This is a genomic window from Pseudomonas sp. S36, from assembly GCF_016647875.1.
Classification (GTDB): domain Bacteria; phylum Pseudomonadota; class Gammaproteobacteria; order Pseudomonadales; family Pseudomonadaceae; genus Aquipseudomonas; species Aquipseudomonas parafulva.
Window position 1 is genome coordinate 75,722 of sequence record NZ_JACVVG010000020.1, and the last position, 7,822, is coordinate 83,543.

Genomic DNA, 7,822 nt, shown 5'->3' on the forward strand with positions numbered 1-7,822 from the left:
CGTTATTTCCTTAACGTGGTGTTCAACCTTTGTTCTAGCGAGGTGAGGATGTTCTGCAGGGTAGTGTTCACCTCATCGTCGTTAAGAGTGCGCGATGGATGCTGCCAGGTCAAGCCGACGGCCAGGCTTTTTCTATCAGGATCAATACCTTTACCCTGGTACACATCAAACAGCCTGAGGTCTGTGAGCCATTCGCCTGCATTGTCACGAATTACGTCAAGCACGTCCTGAGAAGCTACATCACGTCCTGCGATTAACGCCAGGTCACGACGGGTTTCCGGGAACTTGGACAGTTCGCTGAATTTGGGCAGGCGGCCTTCCACTACCTGGGCCAGCACCAGCTCGAACACGAACACCGGGCGGTCCAGGTCCAGGGCTTTGGCGAGCTCTGGGTGGAGGGCGCCAAGGTAACCCACCAGTTTGCCGTCGCGCTTAATTTCCGCGGTTTGGCCTGGGTGCAGGGCGGGGTGTTTGCCGGCGGCGAAGGTGAAGTCGCCGAGGGCACCGGAGTAGCCCAGCAGGGCTTCCACGTCGGCCTTCACGTCGAAGAAGTCGATAGTGTCGCGGCCGTTTGCCCAGCCTTCGGGCAGGCGGCTGCCGGTGACTACGCCAGCGATCATCGGTTCTTGCTGCAGGTCACCCAGCTGGCCGACGAAGCGCAGGCCGCTTTCGAACAGGCGCACGCGGTCTTGCTGGCGGTTCAGGTTGTGCTGCAGTGCCTTCACCAGGCCCGGCCACAACGAGGCGCGCATGGCGGCCATGTCGTTGGAGATGGGGTTGGCCAGCAGCAGTGGCTGTACGCCGGGGCTGAACAGCTCGAACAGTTTCGGGTCGATGAAGCTGTAGGTGATGGCTTCCTGGTAACCGCGGGCGACCATCAGGCGGCGCAGGGTGGGCAGCTCGCCACGGGTTTCGGGGCGGGCTTGTGGGGCCAGGCGGGCCTGCGGGTAGCGCACGGGCAGGTTGTTGTAGCCGTACAGGCGGGCCAGCTCTTCGATCAGGTCGACTTCCAGGCTGATGTCGAAGCGGTGGCTTGGCACGGTGACAGTCCACTGCCCTGCCCCGTCGGCCTGGATGCCCAGGCCGAGGTTGGTGAGCAGCTGCTCGACCTGGGCTGGGTCCATGTCCATGCCGAGCATCTGGGCGATGCGGTCGGCGCGCAGGGTAACCGGGGCCACGTTGGGCAGGTGCTGCTCGCTGACGGCCTCGACGATGGGGCCGGCTTCGCCGCCCACAATCTCCAGCAACAGGGCGGTGGCGCGCTCCATGGCTTCGCGGGCCAGGTGCGAGTCTACGCCGCGCTCGTAGCGGTGCGAGGCATCGGTGTGCAGGCCGTAGGAACGGGCTTTACCGGCGACGGAAATCGGCTCGAAGAAGGCGCTTTCCAGGAACAGGTCGCGGGTTTTTTCGGTGTTCACGCCGCTGTGCTCGCCACCCATCACGCCGGCAATGGCCAGGGCGCGAGTGTGGTCGGCAATTACCAGGGTGTCGGCGCGCAGGGCGACTTCCTGGCCGTCGAGCAGCACCAGCTTCTCGCCCTCTTCGGCCATGCGTACGCGGATGCCGCCGTTGATTTCTGCCAGGTCGAAGGCGTGCATCGGCTGGCCGAGTTCGAGCATCACGTAGTTGGTGATGTCGACGGCGGCGTCGATGCTGCGCACGTCGCTGCGGCGCAGGCGCTCGACCATCCACAGCGGGGTGGGCTTGCTGAGGTCGACGTTGCGGATGACGCGGCCCAGGTAACGCGGGCAGGCAGCCGGTGCACTGACATCGACGGGGCGCACTTCGTCGTGGGCGGCCACCACGGCAGGCACCAGTGGGCGGGTGACGGGCACGTCGTACAGGGCGCTGACGTCGCGAGCCAGGCCAGCGATGGACAGGCAGTCACCACGGTTGGGGGTGAGGCCGATCTCGATGCTGGCGTCGTCCAGGCTCAGGTACTGGCGGATGTCGTCGCCCACCGGGGCGTCGGCTGCCAGTTCCAGCAGGCCGTCGTTTTCTTCGCTGATCTGCAGCTCGGCGGCCGAGCAGAGCATGCCGAACGACTCCACGCCGCGCAGCTTGGCCTTCTTGATCTTGAAGTCGCCTGGCAGCTCGCCACCGATCATGGCGAACGGGATCTTGATGCCTGGGCGGGCGTTGGGGGCCCCGCACACCACCTGGAAGGTGTCCTGGCCGTTGCTCACCTGGCACACGCGCAGCTTGTCAGCGTCCGGGTGTTGTTCGGTGGATAGGATTTCGCCTACCACAATGCCGGTGAACTGGCCGGCAGCTGGGGTTACGCTGTCGACTTCAAGGCCGGCCATGGACAGGCGGGCGACCAGTTCATCACGGGAGACTTGCGGGTTTACCCAACCGCGCAGCCACTGTTCACTGAATTTCATGCTGTTCTCCTAAAATATGCGTCGATGGGCCTAGCGGAATTGGGCAAGGAACCGCAGGTCGTTATCGAAGAACAGACGCAAATCATTGACGCCATACCGCAACATGGCCAGGCGCTCGGCGCCCATGCCGAAGGCGAAGCCCTGGAACTCTTCCGGGTCGATGCCAGACATGCGCAGCACGTTAGGGTGCACCATGCCGCAGCCCATCACTTCGAGCCAGCCGGTTTGCTTGCACACGCGGCAGCCTTTGCCGGAACACATCACGCACTGGATGTCGACTTCGGCGGACGGCTCGGTGAAGGGGAAGAACGACGGGCGGAAGCGCACGGCCAGTTCTTTTTCGAAGAACACCCGCAGGAACTCTTCGATGGTGCCCTTGAGGTCGGCGAAGTTGATGCCGCGGTCGATCAGCAGGCCTTCAACCTGGTGGAACATCGGCGAGTGGGTGATATCGGAGTCGCAGCGGTATACGCGGCCCGGGCAGACGATGCGAATCGGCGGCTGGGTGGACTCCATGGTGCGTACCTGTACCGGCGAGGTGTGGGTGCGCAGCAGCATGTTGGCGTTGAAGTAGAAGGTGTCGTGCATCGCCCGCGCCGGGTGGTGGCCGGGGATGTTGAGCGCTTCGAAGTTGTGGTAGTCGTCTTCCACCTCGGGGCCTTCGGCAATGCCGTAGCCAATATGGGTGAAGAACTGCTCGATGCGCTCGAGTGTACGGGTGATGGGGTGCAGGCCACCGGTGGCCTGGCCACGGCCTGGCAGGGTCACATCAATGCACTCGGCAGCCAGGCGCGCGCTGAGCTCGGCCTCTTCGAAGGCGGCCTTGCGTGCGTTGAGCACCACGGTGACGCGCTCTTTGGCGTCATTGATCAGCGCACCTACTTTGGGGCGCTCTTCGGCTGGCAGGTTGCCCAGGGTCTTCATCACCTGGGTCAGCTCGCCTTTCTTGCCGAGGTAATTGACCCGGATCTGTTCCAGGGCATTGATGTCTTCAGCGCGCTCCACGGCCTCCAGGGCTTGGGAGACCAGCGCATCCAGGTTTTCCATGTACAGACTCCAGATACGAAAATAGGGGAAGAGCTTTGAAGGCTCTTCCCCTATCGATGACGTTCAATGCCCGGCGACGCTAGCGCCGCCGGGTGATTGTCGCGGGTACTTAAGCCAGAACGGCTTTAGCTTTCTCGACAATCGCAGCAAACGCCGCTTTTTCGTTCACTGCCAGATCGGCCAGAACCTTACGGTCGATTTCGATCGAAGCCTTTTTCAGGCCAGCAATCAGACGGCTGTAGGACAGACCGTTGGTGCGGGCACCGGCGTTGATACGAGCGATCCACAGTGCGCGGAACTGACGCTTCTTCTGGCGACGATCGCGGTAGGCGTATTGGCCTGCCTTGATGACCGCTTGCTTGGCTACGCGGAATACGCGCGAGCGTGCACCGTAGTAACCTTTAGCCAGTTTCAGAATTTTCTTGTGACGCTTACGAGCGATGACGCCACGCTTAACACGAGCCATGAGTAACTTCCTCTATCTTAACCAGAATTAACGAACGCGCAGCATGCGCTCGACTTTTGCCACGTCAGACGGGTGCAGCAAGCTGGCACCGCGCAGTTGACGCTTACGCTTGGTCGACATTTTGGTCAGGATGTGGCTCTTGAAAGCGTGCTTGTGCTTGAAGCCCGAAGCTGTCTTCAGGAAGCGCTTCGCAGCACCGCTCTTGGTTTTCATTTTTGGCATGTTGGAACTCCGCATTCGATAAAATTACACATAATCATCAGGCCTGCCGTGCCCGGGAGATTACTTCTTTTTCTTGGGGGCGATGACCATCATAAGCTGGCGTCCTTCCATCTTCGGATGCTGCTCAACGGTGCCGTATTCGGCGAGGTCGGCTTCGACCCGCTTCAACAGCTCCATGCCCAGCTCCTGGTGGGCCATCTCACGACCACGGAATCTCAGAGAGATCTTGGCCTTGTCCCCATCGGTAAGGAAACGTACCAGGTTGCGTAGTTTTACCTGGTAATCCCCATCCTCCGTCCCTGGACGAAACTTGATTTCTTTGATCTGGATTTGCTTCTGGTTTTTCTTGGCTTCGTTGGCCTGCTTCTTCTTTTCGAAGAGGTGCTTGCCGTAGTCCATGACCTTGCAGACAGGCGGTACCGCGTCTGCAGAGATTTCTACCAGGTCCAGCTTCGCTTCATCAGCGATACGCAGCGCTTCATCAATCGAGACGATGCCAACCTGCTCGCCGTCTGCGCCAATTAACCGAACCTCGCGGGCCGAGATATTCTCGTTGATCGGGGCCTTCGGTACAGCACGCTTATCGTTTCTCATTTCACGCTTAATAGTCATTACTCCGATTCTTGGCGACCACGCCGGGAAACCGCTTGTGTCAGAAGCTCAGCGAATTGCGCGACGGGCATAGAGCCCAGGTCTGCGCCTTCGCGAGTACGCACGGCTACGGTTTGCGTTTCGACTTCGCGGTCCCCTATAACCAAAAGGTACGGGACCTTGAGCAAAGTATGCTCGCGGATTTTAAAGCCGATCTTCTCATTTCTCAAGTCCGACTTGGCACGGAAACCGCTACCGTTCAGAGATTTCTCCACTTCAAGGGCGAAATCGGCCTGTTTGTCGGTGATGTTCATGATCACGGCCTGGGTGGGTGCCAGCCACGCCGGGAACACGCCCGCGTAATGCTCGATGAGCATGCCGATGAAGCGCTCGAACGAACCGAGGATGGCGCGGTGCAGCATCACCGGGCGCTTGCGGGCGTTGTCTTCGGCAATGTAGCTGGCGTCCAGGCGCTCGGGCAGGTTCGGGTCATACTGCAGGGTACCGCACTGCCAGTTACGGCCCAGGCAGTCGCGCAGGGTGAATTCGATCTTGGGCCCGTAGAAGGCACCCTCGCCCGGCTGGTATTCCCATTCCAGGCCCGACTCGTTCAGGGCGTCGGCCAGTGCACCTTCGGCACGGTCCCACAGCTCTTCGGAGCCCACACGTTTGGCCGGGCGGGTGGACAGCTTCATGGCGACGTCGGTGAAGCCGAAGTCCTTGTACACGTCCAGGGTGAGCTTGATGAAGTCGGCGGCTTCTTTCTTCACCTGTTCTTCGGTGCAGAAGATGTGCGCGTCGTCCTGTACAAAGCCACGTACGCGCATGATGCCGTGCAAGGCACCGGAGGGCTCATTACGGTGGCACGCACCGAACTCGGCCAGGCGCAGCGGCAGGTCGCGGTAGCTTTTCAGCCCCTGGTTGAACACCTGCACGTGGCACGGGCAGTTCATCGGTTTTACCGCGTAGTCACGGCTTTCCGACGAGGTAGTGAACATGTTCTCGGCGTAGTTGGACCAGTGGCCGGAACGCTCCCACAGAATACGGTCGACCACTTGTGGGGTCTTGATTTCCTGGTAGCCGTTTTCGCGCTGCACGGCGCGCATGTACTGCTCCAGCACCTGGTACACGGTCCAGCCGTTGGCGTGCCAGAACACCATGCCTGGGGCTTCTTCCTGCAGGTGGAACAGGTCGAGCTGCTTGCCGATCTTGCGGTGGTCGCGTTTTTCGGCTTCTTCGATGCGCTGGATGTAGGCCGCCAGCTGCTTCTTGTCAGCCCAGGCGGTGCCGTACACACGTTGCAGCTGCTCGTTCTTGGCATCGCCACGCCAGTAGGCGCCGGACAGCTTGGTCAGCTTGAACGCCTTGAGGAAGCGCGTGTTCGGCACGTGCGGGCCACGGCACATGTCGACGTATTCTTCGTGATAGTACAGACCCATGGCCTGCTCATCGGGCATGTCTTCGACCAGGCGCAGCTTGTAGTCTTCGCCACGGGCGGTGAACACCTCGATGACTTCGGCGCGCGGGGTCATCTTCTTGATGACGTCGTAGTCCTTCTCGATCAGCTGCTGCATGCGCTTCTCGATGGCGGCGAGGTCATCAGGGGTGAAGGGGCGCTCGAAGGCGATGTCGTAATAGAAGCCTTCGTCGATCACCGGGCCGATCACCATCTTGGCGGTCGGGTACAGCTGTTTCACCGCGTGGCCGACCAGGTGGGCGCACGAGTGACGGATGATCTCCAGTCCCTCTTCGTCTTTAGGGGTGATGATCTGCAGCTTGGCGTCGTTCTGAATGAGGTCGCAGGCATCGACCAGCTTGCCGTCGACCTTGCCGGCCACGGTGGCCTTGGCCAGGCCGGCGCCGATGGAAGCGGCAACTTCAGCTACGGACACGGCATGATCGAACGAACGTTGACTGCCATCGGGAAGAGTAATGGTGGGCATGGCGCCTCCTCTCCTAGTGGTGACCCCTACCAAAGGTCACGTGGGTTGGGATGAGCCAGTACAAGATCCGACCTGCCTTCCGTTGACGGGAAGCCTGCCTCACAGTGGCAGAAGCCTTTCGGCTTGCGAGGGACGAACCAGATGACTGGAAAAAACAGCTACAGGCTGCATGCTGTTAGCTGCGAGCCGAGCATGCTAGCACGCACCTCTTGCGCCAGGCAGATTTATTTGGAAATTGCAGTTTCAGGTGAACTTACCCGGTAAGTTTCCTATCAGACTTTCGGAAGCAACCTACTCTTGATGAGAACCAACCCCAAGGAGTAACCGGTTATGCGAGTTCCGTCTCTTCTGGCCCTGGCGGCCGCTGGCGCACTGCTGCTGCCAATGGCTGCGAACGCTGGCAATTTCCCTGCCGGCAAGGAGGGTGCCTACATGGCCCAATGCACGCAGGTTGCCAGCGGCCAGGGCGTTGACGCCGCCGCGGCGAAAAAGCACTGCGAATGTGGCGCGCAAGCGATCAAGAAAAATTTCAGCGACAAAGAAATTGCTGACCTGGACAGCAAGGATGGCGTGGACGCCAAGCTGATGCAGCGGGCGCAGAGCGTTGTGCAGCAAGCCTGCGCACCTAAAAGCTGAAGCCCTGCCGCCAGCGCAATCGACCCGTTGATTGCGCTGGATCAACATCCGGCTCAGGTAAAAGGCGCTAGATGCGCAGAATTAGACTATGATGTACATCGTGCTCCGTAGCCTCGGCCGCATTGCACCACCGAAAATACTAAATGTTCTGGAGATTCACCCATGTCCAATCGCCAAACCGGCACCGTCAAATGGTTCAATGATGAGAAAGGCTTCGGCTTCATCACCCCAGCAGGCGGCGGCGACGACCTGTTCGTTCACTTCAAGGCCATCGAATCTGACGGCTTCAAGAGCCTGAAAGAAGGCCAGACTGTTTCCTTCGTCGCCGAGCGCGGCCAGAAGGGCATGCAGGCTGCACAGGTTCGTCCGGAGTAATTCGGATAGCTGTAAAAAAACCCGCCCTTGTGGCGGGTTTTTTTTGGCTGATTGGTTTAACCCTGTGGGAGCGGGTTTACCCGCGAAGCAGGCAGCGCGGTGTGTGACACCGGCTTCGCCGGTGTTCGCGGCTGAAGCCGCTCCCACAAAGTGGATTG

Annotated in this window: 8 protein-coding genes; 2 read left to right on the top strand and 6 right to left on the bottom strand. The window is 60.4% G+C overall.

The annotated features are described in order from the left end of the window. Positions 1 to 2: 2 nt before the first annotated feature. The 6 genes from pheT to thrS all read right to left on the bottom strand — a co-directional run bounded on the left by pheT (position 3) and on the right by thrS (position 6,653). Positions 3 to 2,384: a phenylalanine--tRNA ligase subunit beta gene (gene pheT, locus IAE36_RS13620; RefSeq protein ID WP_201212942.1), complete on the bottom strand. Its 2,382-nt coding sequence runs from the start codon at positions 2,382 to 2,384 to the stop codon at positions 3 to 5. A 30-nt stretch (positions 2,385 to 2,414) separates the two neighbouring features. Beyond that, a complete protein-coding gene (pheS, locus tag IAE36_RS13625) occupies positions 2,415 to 3,431 on the bottom strand; it encodes a phenylalanine--tRNA ligase subunit alpha (protein ID WP_028633359.1) in 1,017 nt (338 codons plus the stop codon). A 109-nt stretch (positions 3,432 to 3,540) separates the two neighbouring features. Next, entirely contained in the window at positions 3,541 to 3,897 is a 357-nt protein-coding gene (rplT, locus tag IAE36_RS13630; protein WP_003250671.1) for a 50S ribosomal protein L20, read from the bottom strand. A gap of 27 nt (positions 3,898 to 3,924) precedes the next feature. Beyond that, complete coding sequence (gene rpmI / locus IAE36_RS13635; RefSeq protein WP_003250667.1) at positions 3,925 to 4,119, bottom strand: 50S ribosomal protein L35; 195 nt, start codon at positions 4,117 to 4,119, stop codon at positions 3,925 to 3,927. Between the two features lie 60 nt (positions 4,120 to 4,179). Beyond that, a complete protein-coding gene (gene infC / locus IAE36_RS13640) occupies positions 4,180 to 4,731 on the bottom strand; it encodes a translation initiation factor IF-3 (protein ID WP_012052879.1) in 552 nt (183 codons plus the stop codon). After that, the gene (gene thrS / locus IAE36_RS13645) at positions 4,731 to 6,653 is read right to left on the bottom strand and encodes a threonine--tRNA ligase (RefSeq protein WP_201162296.1); all 1,923 of its coding nucleotides are present in this window, start codon (positions 6,651 to 6,653) and stop codon (positions 4,731 to 4,733) included. The genes infC and thrS overlap by 1 nt, the downstream gene beginning before the upstream one ends. Positions 6,654 to 6,983: 330 nt before the next feature. Between thrS and IAE36_RS13650 the strand changes: the two genes are divergently transcribed. Continuing rightward, positions 6,984 to 7,289: a hypothetical protein gene (locus IAE36_RS13650; RefSeq protein WP_028633361.1), complete on the top strand. Its 306-nt coding sequence runs from the start codon at positions 6,984 to 6,986 to the stop codon at positions 7,287 to 7,289. Positions 7,290 to 7,451: 162 nt separating this feature from the next. After that, a complete protein-coding gene (locus IAE36_RS13655) occupies positions 7,452 to 7,664 on the top strand; it encodes a cold-shock protein (protein ID WP_028633362.1) in 213 nt (70 codons plus the stop codon). The last annotated feature ends 158 nt before the right edge of the window (positions 7,665 to 7,822 follow it).